This is a genomic window from Polaromonas sp., from assembly GCF_035638815.1.
Taxonomy (GTDB): Bacteria; Pseudomonadota; Gammaproteobacteria; order Burkholderiales; family Burkholderiaceae_C; genus Polaromonas.
The window spans coordinates 1-16,114 of the sequence record NZ_DASQZG010000031.1 but is presented as its reverse complement, the minus strand read 5'-3'; the positions used below and the strand labels follow the sequence as shown (position 1 = coordinate 16,114).

Sequence of the window (16,114 nt, the reverse complement as noted above, 5' to 3'; positions counted from 1 at the left end):
TCAACCGGATGACGCAAACGCGCGCTTACGGCTTGGGGATTCGGAGTGTCTTGCTCAGCATCAAGCTGCCCGACAGAACAAACAGGAGTACCAGCGGATGCAAGGTCCAGGTACCAATCACCCAAGCGCCACCATAAATCTGCTCATTCAAACGGCCTTGCCAAGCCGCGAAGGTCAAAATGGCCGTCAGCAACACGCTTGTCGGAATCGGCGTTCCCTCGAAATACGCAACTTTGTCTGCGCCTTCCGACAATGCCTCTGCGGTCACATTGTAACGCGCCAGTCGACTCACCCCGCAGCATACGAAATAGATCAGCGCCACCCAGTCCCAGCCACCTCTCAGACCAGCAGCAAAGGCAAGTGCAGCGGGCGCCACGCCAAACGAAATGATGTCGGCAAGGGAGTCGAGTTCGCGGCCCAACGCTGAATGCTGGCGCCGCCAGCGCGCAACGCGGCCGTCAAGCACATCAAAAATGAAAGCCGCTGGCGCCATGGCCGCGGCGCCATAAAAATAGCTGAGGTCTCCCTCTGCCATGTAAAGCATGGCCAGAAAGACTCCCGCGACGCCGCAAGCAGCATTGCAAAGCGTTAAAAAATCCGCCAGGTGAAAACCCCGCAGCATGGAAAAATGTTTGGGGGCTTCGGACACTGGCGTTTATCCTGTTGATTTGGAAGACCGTCAGGCGCTCATCACGCCTAAACGCGCTGCTTACTGCTTGGGAACCTCAATGAGAAGGACCGGCGCCTCGGTTTTGGGTTCAATGCGGACGGTGTCTGCGCCCGCGGGCACCACCACCGTTTCCACCTGGCGAATGACGCCGCCGCCAGCCACGCTTCCGCTGGCATTGCCATAACCTGTCACGCGGGCTTCGCAGGCAACGCGATCTTCCCCTGTCAGCACCTCACAACGCTGGCGAGCGTTGGCATCGAACTGACCTGTCTGGTTGTCGAGGCGGCCGCGGCGCTTTTCAGCGGCGGAATTGTTAACTTCTCTCAAGCAAGTGGCCTGGTCTTGCTGGGTACGGCCAGTCATGCAGGCTGCGCGCTCTTTTTGTGAATCGCCGGAATTGTCGATACCCGTATTGCCCGGGGTCGTGATAGGCGTTTGGGCCATGGCAGCCGTCGCCGCCAACAACAGGGAGAGGCCGAAACCAGAAACGGTGCGGCGAAGTTGAAAGGAACTGAATGTAGTCATGCTGGACTCCTGAGCTTTGAAGATGACCAAGTCTAAAAAGCACGCTCACGCTAAGCTGCGGGACGTCACGCCCTGACACGCGGGCCGCAGGTCCCGAGTGCCTGTAGGACAGTACTTTCAGTGAACGGCGCTGCCAGTATGAACTGGAGAAAGTGAGGTCGCCAATCAGGCGTCGAAGTCATCGAATCCGTATCGGGCCGGTGCATCCGACGAACATGTACGAAACACAATTTCGCCGCTAGGCACATGAACGACCCGAACCTCCTGCCCTGCCGCTCGAGCCACACTTTTGGCGGCAATCGCCACAGCCAAAGCTCTGTCCTCAAACATATCGGGAAGCTTGGACAGCGGCAACAGCCGGCTCGTTAACGGGCGATTGCTCTCGATTCGGTAATGAGCGGATGCCATGTGAACCCCTTGGAGCGGAGGACCACTTTAGGCTTCGGCCAAGACAAGGTGGCGACAATTTGCAACAAATTGCATCAGCCAGCCCTGGGGCCGATCATTCAGGACAATTTGGCAGGCCTGCTGTCGTTGCCCATGGTGAAGGAATCTTCAAACTGAACCGGATAACGCGACTTCTCGCGCGTCATGAACGAGCCAGTTCCGTCGGGATTGAAACCCACGTCGCGCGTCTTTGTACGCGACTCTGCGTCTGGCGCCTCTTTGGCCCTGAGCTCCCTGATCGCTGCTTCTTTTGCCGCCTTGACCTTTTCGCTCGTGAATTCATTGAGCGCGGCGTGAAAGCTGCTGTCGCCGCCACGCGTTTCTTCCGCGTCGTTCTCTACCACTGCGGGCTCGCCCAAAAATGCGGTGCGCATGGCGCTACCGGCGGGCAGGCTACCGCCCCGAACTGTGGTGTAGCCAATGCCGCACTCCTGCAAAAGGCCTTCCTTCATCTCCCGCTGGGCGCGTGTCAATCCACGCTTGCCGGGTACGTCCACACAGCCCACGACCTTGCCGTCGAGATTGCTAACCGTGAAAGTGCAATACACACCATTGAGCAACTCGTGCCAGTTTTGCTTTTTGTTTTGCGCCTGATCCCTTGTACTGGGGACCGTAAAACGCATCACCGGGACCTTGACCATCACCACATGGTCCGCAAAGGCCTGACGAAGCCACTTCCATACTTCGAGCTCTTCCGTCGTCACCAGGCCTCGGGCATTCAACAGCCAGCGCGACGGGATACGCTGTTTTTCTTCTGCACGAAAACGAAGCCATCCCCAATGCAAGCCAAACCCAAGGCCTACGGCGAGTATCAACATCAGCCCAGTGATTGCATTTTCCATGTGTCATCCTCGTATCAAAACGTTGCCCGGAGTCGCAGGCGCTGCCGGAGCATAAATCACAAAGGCACGCCGGGCCCGAAAACTGCCTCCCGGTTGGTTACAAAATGAAGCTCTTTGACAACACACACGCAAAGTGCGCTTCCCCGGCGTCATCAGGGAGCCAGCAAAAACTGCATGGCAGTCCCGCCAAGCTCCAGCACATCATTGTGGGCAAGTGGCAGGCCTTCGGCGTCGACCACCTTGCCGTTGAGGGTGGGAGGCACGCGGCCCTTGATGTGGGCAACGTGAAAACCATACCGGCGGTGGGAGACCGATACGAGACAGACATCCGGATTCCCGAAGGCATTGACCGCTTTGAGCACGGGCACTTCCAGGCCGGCTGACGAGCCCGACAACAACCTGAAACTGCCGTGCATTGCCGCCCCGGCGCCGGGCCGGGCGAGTGGATCGAGCTTCATGGCAGACGTCTCGTGATAACCGGACTCTTCAGAAGCACTCAGGTATTGAATCCTGAAACTGCCAATCACAATGACGTCGTTATCGTGAAGCAGCTGACGCGCCTTGATCATCTTGCCATTGACGCAGGTGCCGTTGGTACTGCCCAGATCTTCAACGTACACATCGGCCAGGCCCTGAAGTTCAAACACACAATGCTGGCCGCTAACCACCATGTTGTTGAAGACGATGTCATTTTCTGCCCTGCGCCCAAGCGTGGTGCGATCCTTGTGCAGGTATACCCGCTTGATTTCAACCCCCTCAACCGAAGCAATGAGTTGCGGCATAAAGGCCCCCAGGCAGCGTCAGCAAAGGTCCATGGTAGCCCTCTTGCCCCGGGGAAACAAGGCTCCCGCCAAGGGTGATCAGCCTCCGGCCTGCTTGACGGTCCGCCCCTGCTTCTTCAGGACATCCATGATCAGCACCAGATGGTCGCCCTGCACCTCAATCACGCCTTCCTTGACCGTGCCACCCGACCCACAGGCCGCCTTGAGTTGCTTGCCCAGCGCGGTCAGTTCACCCTCGTCCAGCGCAAGGCCTTTGACAAGCGTGACGCACTTGCCGCCCCGCCCTTTTGTTTCACGCGACACACGCACGATGCCGTCGCCCGAAGCCGGTGACCTGACTTTGCCGCAAATACATTGCGCGACGGGCTGGCGACAAGCTGGGCACATCCGGCCTGTCTCGGTCGAATAAACAAGACCCCCGCTCGATTTATCTTTTCTCATGGCTTTTCCAGTTACCTAGCCTCCAGCTTCCACACGCAGTTGCCGCACCTTGCGATTCAGCCGTATGGACATGATCCGGTTTCGCATCAATGCCCATATCCATCCCGACAGTGATGCCTGCTTGAGCTGCCGCAAATACTCAAGCGGATCGTCGTACACGCCCAGGTATTGGGATGGCGTTGGACCTTTGGAGCGGTCGGGCACAAACATGATCAGTGCGTCGTCGATCCCGTTCCATGTCGTTTGTCCATCGAGATGAACTCCGAAGCCGGCACGCCACCCCCGGCGCGAAACCGCTTCCAGAGCTGTTGCAAGATAAGGCGGATCGTAGACATAGTTATCCGTGATCACCCATTTTTCCCGTATCCAGATTTCCACCACGGGCAACACGAATTGCTGGCGCGTTTTGGCCATGCCCTGAAAAAACCCGGGCTCGACCTGAAACATCCGAATGCGTGCCGGGAAGCCGGCCACACGCAGCATCGCCAAAAACAACCCTGCCTTGCTGTACCAGCCCACGGCAGGCCTGTGCGTCAGGGTCTTGCGCGTCTTGCGTATGCCGGCGAAAGCGGGAACGTTGAAGGGGATGGACGCGACGTAGTTGCAAATGCATTTAAGCTTCTCGGCGTCGTTCCTGCTGAATTGCGTCACGGTCTTGACCCGCAGGCGCAATTTGTCGTCCCGCAGGTTAAGCACGGGCGTATCCCCCAGCCAGCGCCGGGGATCTGCTTCATCCAGGCGATCCGATGAGTCATCCATGAAAGTGTCGCGCCGTGTGCTTAACGCGCGGCTGCGGCCTCCCTGAAAAAGCGCACCCGTTCCGCGTCAGGTGGATGGGAGGCAAAAGCCATCCCCAGCCATGAGTCGCTGGCGCCTGGGCTCTTTGGTGGCCCATCATTTTCCGCCTTGTCGTTGTGCTTGCCTTCCTGCTGCCCCGCCTTTTTTCGCTCCGGATCTTCCTTGATCCGCTGTTCCTCCAGCTTGTCAAACAGGGCGACCATGACATCTGGTGATATGTTTGCAGCTCTCAAAACGCGGACGGCTTCAACATCAGCCTCGTGCTCCGCATCGCGCGAATAGCTGGCTTGACCCAGCAACACAGGCACGCTGGCCAGCAGGGTGCTGAAATCTCCAAGTACCACCGCAGAAAGCGCACTCAGGATGGTGACCTGAACGATGGCGCGCACTCCGTGGCGATGCTTTACGTGCCCAAGTTCGTGCGCCAGAACCGCCGTGATCACCTTCTCGTCCCGGCCCACCAGTTCGACCAGTTCATCGGTCATGATGAGCGTGCCGCCAGGCAGGGCCAGTGCGTTGGGACCCATGCGACTCTGGCGAAACTCCAGCCGCCACGCGGGAAAGGCGCCAGACGGCATGGCGCTGACGGCCTGCTCCAGCGCAGCCCGAAGGCGCGCCTGCTCGGCCGCAGGAAGCTCGCTCGGACGCATCAGATGTTCGTCAACCAGCGCAAGTGACGCCTCACCGAGGGAGGCGTCCACTGTCGAGGGCGTCACGGCAACGAGTGCTCGTGAAGCCACCGGCAGGCCCCACCGCTGTAACGCAACACCCAGGACAAGCAGCATCACCATACTGGCCACCACCCAACGCCAGCTTTGCTGCATTCGCACGACCAGCGGTTCACGCTGGCCGCTGGCCGCGCACCACTCATCCCACGCCACGGGATTGGCGCATTGCACGGAGCCTCCTGTCCTGAAATGCGCGACCCGCATCCCATGCCGGGTGCGCTCTGGCCACTGCACGTCGCCAAGCGTCACGACGCGATTCACACCCTCGCCGCTGATATTCAGCGCGTCCTTGTCAAGTTCAAGCGTGACGGGATGGGCGCGCGCACTGACACCATCAAAATAATTGGCGTTGAGCTGGGGTGAACGCGTGGCATCCATACAGGTCACTCAAAACCCGATGTCGAGACCAAACAGGTCGCCGGCTGCTTCCCCGGCTGCGTCGCCCTCAACGGCCTTCACCTGCGTTACCAGGGTATCCGGACTGACACGCGTCTTGACAGTGACCGCTTCCAGCCGGAGGCGCGCCATGGCCACGGCCGCAAATGGCCAATAAAAACCGAGAGTCACAATCACAAGCAGCCAGTTCTTGATCGTGAGCCACAGCATCGCCCTGAAGCCGAGTTCGCTGCGAAAACGCAGCGAGGCATTGCCGGTGCGTGTCCACACGAGGTTTTGCATTCGCGAAACCACATAGGGCTTGACCACCACCAGCATCGCAAGCACGGCGGCCAGGGATCCGAGAAGTCCGGCAATCATCGCAAAGCCAACCGCTTTCCCCGAAAGGCCTCCGGATTTGACTGCAAAGAAAGTCCCGACAAGCAGCGCTGCAGTCAGCGTCGCAGCAACCAGCATCACGCCAAAAGTTTTGAAGAAAACTTTATAAAAAGAGCCCACCGTCGCCTTGAAGGTGGTTTGAAGTGACGCCAGTGCGTAATGGTTGTGCTGGTACTGCTTGAGACTCCACAGCAGCCAGGGCGCCACCGCCATGCTTACCCCCATCACCGCCAGCACCGTATAGACATACCAGTTTGGCGGTTTGTCGGGATCGACCACTCCGATGACAGCCCCCAAAATAACCAGACCCGGAAGAAACATGGGGACCACGGCCCGATACGCGTCACCCAGAGAACCCCTGAAACCAAAACGCAAACCGCGCCAGCTGGTGTTGGCCAGACGAAACTGCATCGAAGACTTCAGGAGTGCGGGCCAAATGGCCACCAGGATCAGAAAGGCCACAAACCCTGCGGTGGCTGAGAATTTTCCTGCAGCTGAATACAGCGTGAACAACACGCCCACCAGAAAATAGCCCTTCAGCATCTTTTTGGGGTCGCCATGAAATCCCAGCGGTTCACCATCAACCAGCGTGTTGCCGTAAAAGTAGCGCAGGCGGCGCACCTTGGCCCACGGGAAGTAGATGCCCAGAGTCACCAGCAACAGCAGCAAGTTGACAATCCAGATTCTGAAATACTCGCTCCCGGACCCCGTGAATTCGACTCTCAGGTGATGTCCCCGGTGGTCGTGGGCAACTGAATCGGTCATAAAGCTCCTCGTTGTTTTTGTGGATAGGTGCATGGCGCGCCCTCCTGGCGAATAATGTAACCCCGGTGGACACGGCAACGAACAAGGCGGCGCATCCGCCGGCTGCGCCCGCCGGCCCAAACGCAGCATCCGGCGAAAAAAAAGCATCAAATCGCCCTTCTGCCCTTGTTTTACATGCGCCTCCAGCTATTACTTTTATAGCGAAACCCACCATAAACCAGCGACCCGGTTCGCGGGCTTTCCGCTGCGTTTTGCCAGATCGCTGTTCTGTCGCTATGCTGGCTTTTTTCAAGGAGCACCCCATGCAGCGCAAAACCGCCCAGGATTTTGACCAGGACCTGCTGATCCTGTTTGACGCATATGTCCACGGCACCATTGACAGGCGCGCCTTTCTGGACCGTGCGCAAAAGTTCGCGGTTGGCGGCATGACTGCAGGCATGTTGCTCACGGCGCTCAGTCCCAACTTCGCAGCGGCGCAGGTTGTTCCAAAAGACGATCCCCGCATCAAGACGGAAACACTGCAGTTCGCCTCTCCCAACGGCTCTGGAACCATGAAGGGTTACCTGGCCAGGCCCGCCAATGCCGGCAGCCGCCTGCCCGGCGTCCTCGTCATCCATGAAAACCGGGGCCTTAACCCGCACATAGAAGACATCACGCGCCGACTGGCGCTGGACAACTTCGTCGCCTTCGCGCCTGACGCACTCACACCGCTCGGCGGCTACCCGGGCGATGAAGACAAAGCCCGCGAACTCTTCGCCAGGCTGGATCAGTCCAAAACCATTGAGGATTTTGTGGCCGCAGCCGGCGTCCTCAAGAGTCGACCCGAGTGCACGGGCAATTACGGCGTGGTGGGATTTTGTTATGGCGGAGGCGTCTCGCACACCCTGTCCATACGCTTGACCGACTTGAAAGCCGCAGTTCCCTTCTACGGCAACCACCCCAAACCGGAAGACGCGGCCAGGGTCAAGGCGCCGCTCTTGATTCATTTTGCGGCGGTTGATGAGCGCATCAACGCGGCCTGGCCGGCCTACGAGGCTGCATTGAAAGCCGCCTCGGTGCCTTATACCGCCCATCAGTACGCAGGAACACAGCACGGATTCAACAACGACACGACGCCGCGATATGACGCAGCAGCAGCCAAACTGGCGTGGGAGCGCACGGTTGCTTTTTTCAAAGCCCGCCTTTAGCCCCCAGGGACGCCGCATGGCGGTGGCATCGACGGCTTTCGTTGCGCCAGGCTTGCGTCGCACCCCGTGTTCACGCTCCTTCGCGTCCGGGGTCAGCTTTACGGGCTACTAGATGTGACCTGGCGGCACCGGTGTATGCCGCAAATGCAGCGACAGATCCAGTGCCTCCATGTGGTTGCGATTCCGCCCGAGGACCCTTTGCGCCATCGGAAGAAAGTGATCTTCCTCATAACGCGCGTGTGCGTTGTAGGCTTGTACCAGCGCTTCCACGGCGGCCAGGTCAAGATCACCCCCGCGCAACTTTGCAACCGCCCGGACGTCCGGCTCGATCTTTCTCCACAAGGCCTCAATCTGGCGGTGCTCACCGGTCAGGCGAAATACCATGGCCTCAGCAACATCGAACTCCTTGCCTCGGGTGGCGCTGCGCAACACGGCCGGGAACAACTCGCGCTCCTCATCCGCATGGTGTTCGATGACAGCGTCCCGAAACAAGGCCAGCGTCTGGTTGGCCACTGTTCGGGCCTGGGCTGCAGCGGCCTGCAGCCCGGGCAGTTCCATGAAAGCCTCAAGCTTCGACAGGATGCCCAAATGGCACTGCGAGAAGCTGGTCAGCGGTTCGCTGGAATAGCCCTTACCGGACGGGGCGACAGAGGTGGTCATGCGATCAATGTAGTCCGCCCTCCGCGCAGCCTACTTGATGCATATCAACAAATCCCGGCGCGCGGCACAACCGCCGCGGCACCTCCTCAGGTGAACCTGACAGTCAGATCAGCAAGTGGCGGGTCAAAGGCCGCCTTCCATTGCTCGCCCGGTGCCACCGGCCAGGCGTCTGTCCATGTCCCCGTCGTCACAACATCACCGGCTTGCAGGTCGGGGGCACCAGGACAGGCGCGCAGCTCGTTCAGGAAATGCAGCAGCGCGTGAAGCGGACCGTCCAGCACGTTGGCACCCGTTCCCTGGTCCACGGGCCGACCACCGCAAGTCAGCGTCACGCGCGCTGACGACAGAATCTTGTTCAAGCTCGCGGCATCGCCGGCCAGCTTGTGGGCGGGTACACCGGCGCCTACCAGCAAGCTGGCGTGCAAAGCCCCATCTGCCACCGCATGGGGTGCGGCAAATTTCCATTCAGGCTGGTGCGACTGAACGATTTCAAAACCGGGCGCCACCCAATCCAGACAGTGGAACAAGCCCTCGAGGGTCACGCCGGCAGGCGGCGTGCTGCGCATGCAAAACACCGCCTCGGGCTCAATGCGCGGCTGGCAGGTATTGTCCAGGGCAATCTCCCCGTTGCCGTCGCACAGATACAAAGAAGATCTCCAGACCGGGCCCCAGATGGGCGCAAACACGTTGTAGCGCTGCCAGATGTGGCGGTTGGTGAACCCGATTTTGTAGCCCGCCGGTTGTTCGCCGCGCGCCACGCGCAACGCACGGACCGCCAGGGCCTGCTGATAAGCAGCCGCCAGATCAAACCCCGGTGCTGACAAGGCTGACGAAGACCACAAGCTGGCCTTGTCAAAGTGTTCAAGCAACTCTTGCGGACTCATCATGCATCGTGCTCCAAAAGCAGAATGGTGAATGGTGACATGACGAAGGTGAGCCGGGTTGAACAAACCGGCGGCGTGCTGAAAAAAATTCAAGTCCTGCCGGGCAACATGTCAGGCCTTCGTCTGCGCAGCCTTGCGGTCAGCTACCACCTTCTGGGCGGAAGGACGCTCGCCAATGAGTTTCAAATAGGGTTTGTAGTCCACACCGCCTGCCACCAGCAGATCCTCACCAAACACCACTTTGCTGGCCATACCCACCAGCGGCAAGCTGGCGTAGGCAGAGCAGTCAGCCTGGGTGAACTCGTCGCCAGCCACATAGGGCGAAAATTTTGCAAGTTTCCTGAATGCCGCAATGTGGTTTTCAAGTTGTTTTCGAATGCGCACCTGACTGGACTCGGGCAAGGCAGCACCACCAAAAAAGGCCTGGCCATACAGTTGGCGAGCGGTGATCTCCAGGTGCCAGTCAATGAAGGTGGTCAGTTCGCGCACCTTGGCCGCCGCAAATGCGTCGGCAGGCAAGAGCGCGGGTTGCGGCCAGGTGGCCTCCACATAATCCAGAATGACCTGGCTCTCGCAAAGCGCGCCGTCCCCGGTCCGGATGAAAGGGATTTTTGCGAGTGGCGACGCATTGATAACTGCAGGGTCGGTGCTGTGGGTGTAGACGTATTCCTCTGCAAAAGGAGCGCCTTTTTCAAGCAGCGCCAGCTTGACCTTGTTGTAGTAGTTCGAAACCGGGGAGCCGCAAAGCGTGAGCATGGTGATGTCTCCTGAGTAACTGTTAACCTGGATAAGCGCGCCGAGTTTATGCGGCGTCTCAGGCTACCCCTGTACCAACGGAGACAGCAGCGTGCTAAATCTGCTCGGGAAACAAGGGCTCCATCAGACGCACGGCCACATTAAAACTTTCACCTGCATTCGATACCCTGACCACCTCCGCCTCGCAAGGCAAGGGGTGCACGCGGGTACTCCCCGGAAACTCCAGCACCAGCTCCATCACGCTACCCACTTCGTAGCTCCGGTCCGATTCAAAGTAGAGGCCGGACGCGCTCAGATCGTGGGTAATGCCCTCGCCGCCTGCAATGGTCAGGCGCAACGCCACGCCAAACCGCTGTGCCGCCCGTTGATTGACAACGACAGCTTTTTTTTCGCCAAGCCCGGAAACTTTCATGCTTTATCTTTCCCTTTCTGTCTGGTCTGTCCTTTTGAGACGTGACCTATACCTTAAGCGACAGGAGAGGCAAGCGTGTAGGTCAAAGGCGTAGACAGGCGTGGGCATATCGAATCGGTAGCCTTGGGGCACATCCGAAAATCAGGCCTGCCACACGCCATAGCCTTGCTCCCGCAACGCGATACCCAGCTCCACCTCCATATCACGCGCGCCTTCATAGGGCATGGGGTTGTACATGGTGTAGAGCTGCGGCAGCAGGCGAACGCCGTACTTCATCACATAGATGTTGGCCTGGATGCCGGCCTTGTGTTTGTCAAAACGAACATCGGGGTCCAGGCCCGTCATACCGACATAAACAAACGGTTTGCCCAGCATGTAATCCGGATTGGCCCGGCGAAAACGCCCGACATTCCACACCTCGTCAGACAGTTCAATCACATACACGTGGTAGTGATGGCTGCGAGGCGTTGCCGCGCTTCGACTCTTCGTTGGCTTGGGTCCGGCACTGGCCACGGGAATGCGCTATCTGCCTAGTCGGGAACAAACCGGGTTTTGAACTTGAGCTCGTCCTCGGGCAACTCCAGCGTCACCAGTTGACCCATTTTGTTGTCGCTGAGCCGGCAGGCGGCAAAGAGGCTGTACTTGCCCTTGAAGTAGTAACTCTCCAGGTCAATCAGCATGTAGGGATAAGGCACAAAGACCTGGTACAGAAATATCGCGCGATGCCGGTTGCGTGGAGACGGAAAAAGCTTGTAGTCGTCGGTGCTGATGCCCTTTGCTGATGCCATGGTGTTTTGCTTGCGTGCTTGCTTGGTGGAGAGGGCGAAGTCTTCGATTGAAGCACAGGATTGAAGCGTCAAGGAAGCGTCCAACCCCGTTTCCAATCCTTACAAACCATCCTCAAACCATCCCATAAACATCTACTTGGATGGTGATAAGATGGCATCATGCCCAACATCAGCAAAACATCCCAAATCGCCCCCCCCAAGCCGGCCGACGAGAAGCTGACCATCAATCTCGGCTGTGTGGACTTGGGCCAGATTGACCTGCTGGTGCAGGAAGGTTTCTACGCCAACCGCACCGACATGATCCGAACGGCCATACGCAACCAGCTAGGCACCCATAGCGAGGTGGTGCGTGAGGTTGTTTCGCGAAAAACACTGGTGCTGGGCATTCAGCACTACACCCGGGCCGACTTGCTGGCGGTGCAGGCCTCGGGCGAGAAACTTCAGATCCGTGTATTGGGACTGGCTTCAATTGCTCCCGACGTCACCCCTGCCCTGGCCCTTGCCACCATTGAATCTTTAACCGTACTGGGTGCCCTGCATGCCAGTCCAGCCGTCAAAACAGCACTTATAGCGCGCATTCGCTAAGTCGCATGCGCTGAACCCTCACACATGAATGAACACATGAAAGAAAACATGAACTCCCATCTCAAAAGCCTGATGAGCCAGGCTATGCAGCTCACACGTAGCGGCAACCTGCAAGCCGCCACGGCCGCCATCCAGGCGGCCCTCGGCAACCAGACACAGGCCTCGCCAGCAGCGAACATGCCGGCACGATCCGAATCAGACGTTATTGACGTCACAGCGCGTGAGGTGCCTGGCACCGGACCTGAAAGCGAAGCCAGTGTTCCGCCACGATCAGAAAGCAGCACTCCTGCCGCTGGCCGTTTCATCTCGGGAAGCCACCGCGATGCTGCCGGCAGCCGCGACTTCAAACTCTACATTCCACCTACAGCGGGCGACAAACCCCTGCCCCTGGTGGTCATGCTGCATGGCTGCACCCAGAACCCGGATGACTTTGCAGCCGGCACCACCATGAACGAGGCAGCGCGAGCGCAGGGCTTTTTTGTTCTATACCCCCAACAGTCCACGCAAATGAATCCGCAGCGCTGCTGGAACTGGTTCAAACACAGCCACCAGACACGCGGACGTGGGGAGCCCGGCCTGCTGGCCGGCATGACGCGCGAGGTGATGTCCCAACACGCCATTGACCCGGACAGGGTGTATGTCGCCGGCCTGTCTGCAGGTGGCGCCATGGCGGCCATTCTGGGCGAGAGCTACCCCGACTTGTTTGCAGCGGTAGGCGTGCATTCCGGTCTTGCTGCGGGCATGGCCACAGACCTTCCCTCAGCGTTAAGTGCCATGAAAGGCGGCGGAAGCAGAACGCGGGCACAGGCCAGCGGCATGCCCACCATCGTTTTCCACGGCGACGCGGACAACACCGTTCACCCGCTCAACGGCGAGCAGGTCATCTCGGCCAGCACAGGCAAGGCGGCCCATGTCGAAGTCCAGCAGGTGAAATCCGCCGGCGTCAGGACAGCCACGCGCAGCACCCACCGGGCCGCTGACGGGACGGTGGCAGCTGAGCACTGGCTGGTGCATGGCTCAGCACACGCCTGGTCAGGCGGCAGTGCCCAAGGCTCCTACACCGACAGCCGCGGACCCGACGCCAGCGCCGAGATGATGCGGTTTTTTATGGAGCACCCGCGCAGGCGGGCGCATTGAGCCGGCCATTCGGCAGTCGGCCGCTTGGGACTTACCGGTCGCCGCCTGAAAAGTCAATCGGTGGCGGTTTGCGGTTAGAAGTTCCGCCTCCCCCAGCATCGGCCGGACGACTGGGCACCGGCACAAAACGGGGATCGTTATTCGCCGCTCCTCCTGAGGGCATGACCACTCCGGGTTGGGGCTGCGGCTGTATCACCACACCCGGTTGCCCGGTCGGCGGCTCAGGCGGCCATTGATCGACGCGCTGCTGCGGCGATGGCTGCCCTGCAGGGTTTGGCGGAAACAGTTTCTGGAACCAGTCGTTGACTTGCCCCAATATTGGCTCAAGCGCCCCCCCCGTGTTTTGCGGTTGGGCAAAACGGGCTTGCGGGTCAACCACACGTGAGCGAAGCGCCTGTGCAAAAAAATCTCCCACCATCGGCAAGGCGCTGCGTGCGCCCTGCCCCCAGCCGTCACCCATGGTGATCCGGTTGTCGTTAAAACCAACCCACGCACCTGCCACCAGCTGGGGATGCATCAAAATAAACCAGCCATCGGTGTTGTCCTGGGTGGTGCCGGTTTTGCCGGCCACATCGGCCTGAATGCCAAAGCGGCTGCGGATGCCGGTGCCCGTGCCCCGATCCACAACGCCGCGCATGGCGTCCACCAGCGTCTGTGCGGTTGCAACCGACAAGGCCTGCTCAGGCGCCCTGGTCTGAAATGTTTCCAATACCTTGCCGTCCTTGTCTTCCACGCTCAGTACCAGGATGGGCTCGATATAAACCCCGTCATTGGCAAGGGTGCTGTAGCTGGCAACCATTTCCTTCAGGGTGACCGGGCTGGTACCCAGCGCCAGGGAAGGGACTTCTTCCAGCTTGCTCTCGCGCACGCCTGCCGCGCGTGCCAGTGATGCAACACGCGCCGGCCCGACCGTCTGCATCACCTGCGCAGTGATCGTATTTTTGGAGTACACCAGTCCATCGCGCATGGACATGGTTTGTCCGCTGGGGGGCGTTGCATCGCCGGGTCTCCAGACCACGCCGCCGCCCATGGGAATCGCCACTTCCTGGTCCACGAATCCGTCATTGGGGCGCGCGCCATTTTCAAATGCTGCGCCATAGACAAACGGCTTGAAGGTTGAACCCGGCTGTCTGCGCGCTTGCGCCACGTGGTCAAACGGATCACGCGCGAAATCCCGGCTCCCCACCCAGGCCATCACATGCCCGTTGCGCGGGTCCAGCGCCAGAAAACCAGCCTGCAGCCTCGTTTTTTCCTGACGCAAAGCAAGCATGAAAGCCGTATCCGCCTGCAGCTGCTTGAGCGCCTCCTCTTCGGTCTGCCCGGCCTCCAGCGCGGCCTTGTACTCTTTTGTTTCGCGTATAAAGGCGCGCACCATGTCGCGCTGGGCACCCCAGGCGCGTGGCCCCCAGTCGGCGTTGGCCTGGGTCTGCAGACCCACAGACTGACGGGCAACAGCCTGGTTGGCCAGATTCTGCAGGCGCGAGTCTATGGTGGTGCGTATCACCAGGCCATCAGCATAGATGTTGTAGTCACGCCGGTCCGCCCACTCAATCAACCACCGGCGCAGCTGCTGCGTGACGTGCGGCGCCGCGCCAAGGGGCTCGCTCTGGCGTTCAAAGTCAACCTTGAGTGGGCGCTTTTTAAGCGCGTCCAGCCTTTTGGGATCCAGCTTGTCATGCTTGACCATTTGACCCAGCACGATGTTGCGCCTTTGTTTGGCGCGGTCAGGGTTGATCACCGGGTTGTAGTAGCTGGTGCCCTTGAGCATGCCAATCAGCGTCGCGCTTTCCAGCACATCCAGCTTGTCGGCCGACTTGTCAAAATACGTCCGCGCCGCCATTTCAATGCCGTAGGCGTTGTACAAAAAAGGCACGGTGTTGAGGTAGGTCTCCAGAATCTCTTCTTTGGTATAGACCGCTTCAATCTTGAGCGCGGTAATGACCTCCTTGATCTTGCGGGTGAGGCTTCGCGCGCGGCCCACTTCCTCAGGGTACAGATTGCGGGCCAGCTGCTGCGAGATCGTTGACCCACCCTGGGTGTCGCCGGTAACGGTGTGAAATACCGCGGAAAAAGACCGTTTGATATCAATGCCGTGGTGCTCGTAAAACCTGTGGTCCTCTGTGGCCACCAAGGCCGCCACCACATGCGGCGAAATGTCCTTCAGCTTGACCCGCTCGCGGTTGGCACGCTGAAAAAGTGCAAGCTCCTTGCCGTCAATGGACATCACCTTGGCTGGCTTTTCCAGCTTGGTCTTTTTGATATCCCAGATGCTGGGCGTAAAGGGAATCAGGATTAGCACATACAGCAGCACCAGCAGAGGCACGGCGGCAATGGACAAGGCGATACCACGCCGCGTCGGATTGCGAACGTGGTGCAGTGCCTGGGCGGCGAAAAGCTTGAGTCGGGCGAGGATGGTATTGATCACCCGGGTAGTCTAGGACATCCCGCGCCCCCACCTGTAACCATTCAGGACGGCCCTAACGTGCTGGCACAGCTGCAGGCGCCGGCAGCTCTGACAACGGAAAGCTGGGCGGCACCGCCGGCTCCGCCCGCTCCGTCCGCTCGATCCGAAGCACTGGCGTGGGTTCCACAGGGGCAGGCGCAGGCGGCAGGACGATGAGCTGGGGCTCACGCGTTTCACGTGGTTCACGTGGTTCACGCGCGGCAGGCGTTACACCCCCGGCCGGCAACTGAATCGTCACATATTTGATGGGCGGTGGGCTCAAGACACCCGAGGCTGCCGGCAGTGCCGCGGGGCTTGTGGTGCTTGCCGGATTCCCCGCCTGCATCTCGGCCTCAGGCATCGGCTCGACCACCAACGGGGGCGGGACCAGCGCCAGCGGCGGCCCCATGTTGCTCAGGCCTTGCGTTGCCGTGAACCGTGCGCGCTGATCGATGGCTTTGGCTTTGATCGCCTGTTGATAGAAGTCTCC

Annotated in this window: 19 protein-coding genes and 1 pseudogene; 3 read left to right on the top strand and 17 right to left on the bottom strand. The window is 59.7% G+C overall.

Going from position 1 to position 16,114, the window contains the following annotated elements; translation table 11 throughout:
• Positions 1-25 precede the first annotated feature (25 nt).
• The 9 genes from VE934_RS17685 to VE934_RS17645 all read right to left on the bottom strand — a co-directional run bounded on the left by VE934_RS17685 (position 26) and on the right by VE934_RS17645 (position 6,772).
• Positions 26-622, bottom strand: coding sequence for a CDP-alcohol phosphatidyltransferase family protein (locus tag VE934_RS17685; protein ID WP_324890155.1), 597 nt, complete (start codon positions 620-622; stop codon positions 26-28).
• 87 nt (positions 623-709) lie between these two features.
• Positions 710-1,195: a hypothetical protein gene (locus VE934_RS17680; protein WP_324889990.1), complete on the bottom strand. Its 486-nt coding sequence runs from the start codon at positions 1,193-1,195 to the stop codon at positions 710-712.
• Positions 1,196-1,360: 165 nt separating this feature from the next.
• Positions 1,361-1,603 carry a hypothetical protein gene (locus VE934_RS17675; RefSeq protein ID WP_324889988.1) on the bottom strand — a complete coding sequence of 81 codons (243 nt, stop codon included), beginning with the start codon at positions 1,601-1,603 and terminating at the stop codon, positions 1,361-1,363.
• Positions 1,604-1,701: 98 nt separating this feature from the next.
• Positions 1,702-2,484 (bottom strand): DUF2726 domain-containing protein, encoded by a 783-nt coding sequence (locus tag VE934_RS17670; protein WP_324889986.1) that lies wholly within the window; start codon positions 2,482-2,484, stop codon positions 1,702-1,704.
• Positions 2,485-2,636: 152 nt separating this feature from the next.
• On the bottom strand, positions 2,637-3,266 hold the full coding sequence (locus tag VE934_RS17665; protein ID WP_324889984.1) for an FHA domain-containing protein: 630 nt from the start codon (positions 3,264-3,266) through the stop codon (positions 2,637-2,639).
• 78 nt (positions 3,267-3,344) lie between these two features.
• Positions 3,345-3,707 carry a translation initiation factor Sui1 gene (locus VE934_RS17660; protein ID WP_324889982.1) on the bottom strand — a complete coding sequence of 121 codons (363 nt, stop codon included), beginning with the start codon at positions 3,705-3,707 and terminating at the stop codon, positions 3,345-3,347.
• Between the two features lie 15 nt (positions 3,708-3,722).
• The gene (locus tag VE934_RS17655) at positions 3,723-4,466 is read right to left on the bottom strand and encodes a transglutaminase-like domain-containing protein (RefSeq protein WP_324889980.1); all 744 of its coding nucleotides are present in this window, start codon (positions 4,464-4,466) and stop codon (positions 3,723-3,725) included.
• 20 nt (positions 4,467-4,486) lie between these two features.
• On the bottom strand, positions 4,487-5,611 hold the full coding sequence (locus VE934_RS17650) for a M48 family metallopeptidase (protein WP_324889978.1): 1,125 nt from the start codon (positions 5,609-5,611) through the stop codon (positions 4,487-4,489).
• 9 nt (positions 5,612-5,620) lie between these two features.
• Positions 5,621-6,772, bottom strand: coding sequence for a YjgN family protein (locus VE934_RS17645; RefSeq protein WP_324889976.1), 1,152 nt, complete (start codon positions 6,770-6,772; stop codon positions 5,621-5,623).
• Between the two features lie 302 nt (positions 6,773-7,074).
• On the opposite strand from VE934_RS17645, the gene VE934_RS17640 reads away from it, so the two are divergent.
• Positions 7,075-7,959 carry a dienelactone hydrolase family protein gene (locus VE934_RS17640; protein WP_324889974.1) on the top strand — a complete coding sequence of 295 codons (885 nt, stop codon included), beginning with the start codon at positions 7,075-7,077 and terminating at the stop codon, positions 7,957-7,959.
• A gap of 108 nt (positions 7,960-8,067) precedes the next feature.
• On the opposite strand, the gene VE934_RS17635 is transcribed toward VE934_RS17640, so the two are convergent.
• From VE934_RS17635 to VE934_RS17610, 6 genes are all read right to left on the bottom strand, one after another.
• On the bottom strand, positions 8,068-8,619 hold the full coding sequence (locus VE934_RS17635; protein WP_324889972.1) for a hemerythrin domain-containing protein: 552 nt from the start codon (positions 8,617-8,619) through the stop codon (positions 8,068-8,070).
• Positions 8,620-8,705: 86 nt separating this feature from the next.
• Positions 8,706-9,506 (bottom strand): hydratase, encoded by an 801-nt coding sequence (locus tag VE934_RS17630; protein ID WP_324889969.1) that lies wholly within the window; start codon positions 9,504-9,506, stop codon positions 8,706-8,708.
• 108 nt (positions 9,507-9,614) lie between these two features.
• Positions 9,615-10,259, bottom strand: a complete 645-nt coding sequence (locus VE934_RS17625; protein WP_324889967.1) for a glutathione S-transferase — start codon at positions 10,257-10,259, stop codon at positions 9,615-9,617.
• A 94-nt stretch (positions 10,260-10,353) separates the two neighbouring features.
• Positions 10,354-10,671: a PilZ domain-containing protein gene (locus VE934_RS17620; protein ID WP_324889965.1), complete on the bottom strand. Its 318-nt coding sequence runs from the start codon at positions 10,669-10,671 to the stop codon at positions 10,354-10,356.
• A 141-nt stretch (positions 10,672-10,812) separates the two neighbouring features.
• A complete protein-coding gene (locus VE934_RS17615) occupies positions 10,813-11,184 on the bottom strand; it encodes a hypothetical protein (protein WP_324889963.1) in 372 nt (123 codons plus the stop codon).
• A gap of 17 nt (positions 11,185-11,201) precedes the next feature.
• The gene (locus VE934_RS17610) at positions 11,202-11,459 is read right to left on the bottom strand and encodes a hypothetical protein (protein ID WP_324889961.1); all 258 of its coding nucleotides are present in this window, start codon (positions 11,457-11,459) and stop codon (positions 11,202-11,204) included.
• Between the two features lie 159 nt (positions 11,460-11,618).
• On the opposite strand from VE934_RS17610, the gene VE934_RS17605 reads away from it, so the two are divergent.
• Entirely contained in the window at positions 11,619-12,044 is a 426-nt protein-coding gene (locus VE934_RS17605; RefSeq protein WP_324889958.1) for a CopG family transcriptional regulator, read from the top strand.
• Positions 12,045-12,092: 48 nt separating this feature from the next.
• Positions 12,093-13,181 (top strand): PHB depolymerase family esterase, encoded by a 1,089-nt coding sequence (locus VE934_RS17600; RefSeq protein WP_324889956.1) that lies wholly within the window; start codon positions 12,093-12,095, stop codon positions 13,179-13,181.
• 31 nt (positions 13,182-13,212) lie between these two features.
• On the opposite strand, the gene VE934_RS17595 is transcribed toward VE934_RS17600, so the two are convergent.
• Together VE934_RS17595 and VE934_RS17590 are read right to left on the bottom strand one after the other, a co-directional pair.
• On the bottom strand, positions 13,213-15,603 hold the full coding sequence (locus tag VE934_RS17595; protein WP_324890153.1) for a penicillin-binding protein 1A: 2,391 nt from the start codon (positions 15,601-15,603) through the stop codon (positions 13,213-13,215).
• A 55-nt stretch (positions 15,604-15,658) separates the two neighbouring features.
• Positions 15,659-16,114 (bottom strand): annotated as a pseudogene (locus VE934_RS17590) (hypothetical protein); the annotation flags it as partial.

Coding starts and splice junctions, on each gene's coding strand:
- VE934_RS17685 (WP_324890155.1), bottom strand. CDS start 622: ATGCTGCGGGGTTTTCACCTGGCGGATTTTTTAACGCTTTGCAATGCT.
- VE934_RS17680 (WP_324889990.1), bottom strand. CDS start 1,195: ATGACTACATTCAGTTCCTTTCAACTTCGCCGCACCGTTTCTGGTTTC.
- VE934_RS17675 (WP_324889988.1), bottom strand. CDS start 1,603: ATGGCATCCGCTCATTACCGAATCGAGAGCAATCGCCCGTTAACGAGC.
- VE934_RS17670 (WP_324889986.1), bottom strand. CDS start 2,484: ATGGAAAATGCAATCACTGGGCTGATGTTGATACTCGCCGTAGGCCTT.
- VE934_RS17665 (WP_324889984.1), bottom strand. CDS start 3,266: ATGCCGCAACTCATTGCTTCGGTTGAGGGGGTTGAAATCAAGCGGGTA.
- VE934_RS17660 (WP_324889982.1), bottom strand. CDS start 3,707: ATGAGAAAAGATAAATCGAGCGGGGGTCTTGTTTATTCGACCGAGACA.
- VE934_RS17655 (WP_324889980.1), bottom strand. CDS start 4,466: ATGGATGACTCATCGGATCGCCTGGATGAAGCAGATCCCCGGCGCTGG.
- VE934_RS17650 (WP_324889978.1), bottom strand. CDS start 5,611: ATGGATGCCACGCGTTCACCCCAGCTCAACGCCAATTATTTTGATGGT.
- VE934_RS17645 (WP_324889976.1), bottom strand. CDS start 6,772: ATGACCGATTCAGTTGCCCACGACCACCGGGGACATCACCTGAGAGTC.
- VE934_RS17640 (WP_324889974.1), top strand. CDS start 7,075: ATGCAGCGCAAAACCGCCCAGGATTTTGACCAGGACCTGCTGATCCTG.
- VE934_RS17635 (WP_324889972.1), bottom strand. CDS start 8,619: ATGACCACCTCTGTCGCCCCGTCCGGTAAGGGCTATTCCAGCGAACCG.
- VE934_RS17630 (WP_324889969.1), bottom strand. CDS start 9,506: ATGATGAGTCCGCAAGAGTTGCTTGAACACTTTGACAAGGCCAGCTTG.
- VE934_RS17625 (WP_324889967.1), bottom strand. CDS start 10,259: ATGCTCACGCTTTGCGGCTCCCCGGTTTCGAACTACTACAACAAGGTC.
- VE934_RS17620 (WP_324889965.1), bottom strand. CDS start 10,671: ATGAAAGTTTCCGGGCTTGGCGAAAAAAAAGCTGTCGTTGTCAATCAA.
- VE934_RS17610 (WP_324889961.1), bottom strand. CDS start 11,459: ATGGCATCAGCAAAGGGCATCAGCACCGACGACTACAAGCTTTTTCCG.
- VE934_RS17605 (WP_324889958.1), top strand. CDS start 11,619: ATGCCCAACATCAGCAAAACATCCCAAATCGCCCCCCCCAAGCCGGCC.
- VE934_RS17600 (WP_324889956.1), top strand. CDS start 12,093: ATGAACTCCCATCTCAAAAGCCTGATGAGCCAGGCTATGCAGCTCACA.